Genomic DNA, 1342 nt, shown 5'->3' on the forward strand with positions numbered 1-1342 from the left:
TTTATCACAAGAGAGATCAACAAAAGGAAAAAAACGAAGTAAGAGATCCCTCTCTAGTCCACAGTCGTTTCTGGATAATAGCGTTACAATGCAACGATCTACTCGGAATATCCAAGATTCATCAAATGTCATTTTTGGTACTGACAGTAACGTGAAAACCACGAGCAGTGTTGTTATTGGTACTCGTGTGAATGCGCATCTAGATCATGGCGATCTAGATTCAGTGTTAGCGTCATCTGTTGTCATCGGTGCTGATTCGCACATTCATAGAGGTGGAACAGTTGCTATTGGTGCTAATGTAGAGACACTAAGAAATGACGCGATTGCCATAGGTCGTTTTTCAAAGGTTAATGAGGATGGAGGTATAGCTCTAGGTTTTAGGGCGGATTCAGAAAGTAAATATAGTATTGCTTTAGGTTTTATGTCTCGAGCCGAAGGAATGAATAGTATCACGATCGGTTCTTCTTTAAACGGTTCTAGTGGAAAAGACGATATAACGTTTGCTTCTGGTAATCAAGCGATAGCTATAGGTACTAAAGTAAATTCGATAGGTAATTATTCAACAGCAGTAGGCTTTTCTGCTAAAGCTTTGACGTATAGTGCGACAGCTTTGGGTCATAATGCATATGCATTGGGTGAATATGCTCTTGCATTGGGATATGCTTCGAAAGCGCAGGTAGAAGGTGGAGTAGCTCTCGGATCAGAATCCGTATCTGATGTTGAAAGTGGTATTTTTGGTTATGTCCCCCTAAATTCTTCGTTATCGTATGAAGATTTAATAAGAGAAGCGGGTTGGAGAAGTACGTTAAGTGCAGTTAGTATTGGTGATCCGAGCGATAAAAAATTACGACAAATTATAGGAGTATCGGCAGGTTTAGCTGATACGGATGCAGTGAATGTTGCACAACTTAAAGCATTAGAACAAACTACGCATTGGCAGTTGACGGTTGATGGTAAAGATGCCACAGTTGTTAATGCCAGAAGTGGGATGAATTTTTCTTCTGGAAGTAGTAACTTCAGGATTAGCAAAGGCAAACAAGATAATAATGTAAAATTTGATTTAGCGAAGGATATTACGCTGGATAGTGTAAAAGTAGGAGGGCATATTTTAGATGCGAAGGGTCTCATCATTTCTAATGGTCCGCAAATAATAACGACTGGGATTTTTGCTGGAAATAAAAAGATAACAGGAGTGACAAATGGAAGTGATGCGAACGATGCGGTTAATTTTTCACAACTGCAGAACGTTGAGAAAGAGATTAAAGAACAATTAGTAGCCAGTAGCATTGTGAAACAAGCTAAAGAAGCAGATCCGATCACTATTGGTAAAGAAACAGGTGGT

The 1342-nt window shown here is 39.4% G+C and carries 1 pseudogene; it reads left to right on the forward strand.

Going from position 1 to position 1342, the window contains the following annotated elements:
• Nucleotides 1–223: 223 nt before the first annotated feature.
• Nucleotides 224–1342: pseudogene (locus O9A_RS02175) on the forward strand (hypothetical protein); the annotation flags it as partial.

This window comes from Bartonella koehlerae C-29 (assembly GCF_000706625.1).
GTDB lineage: Bacteria > Pseudomonadota > Alphaproteobacteria > Rhizobiales > Rhizobiaceae > Bartonella > Bartonella koehlerae.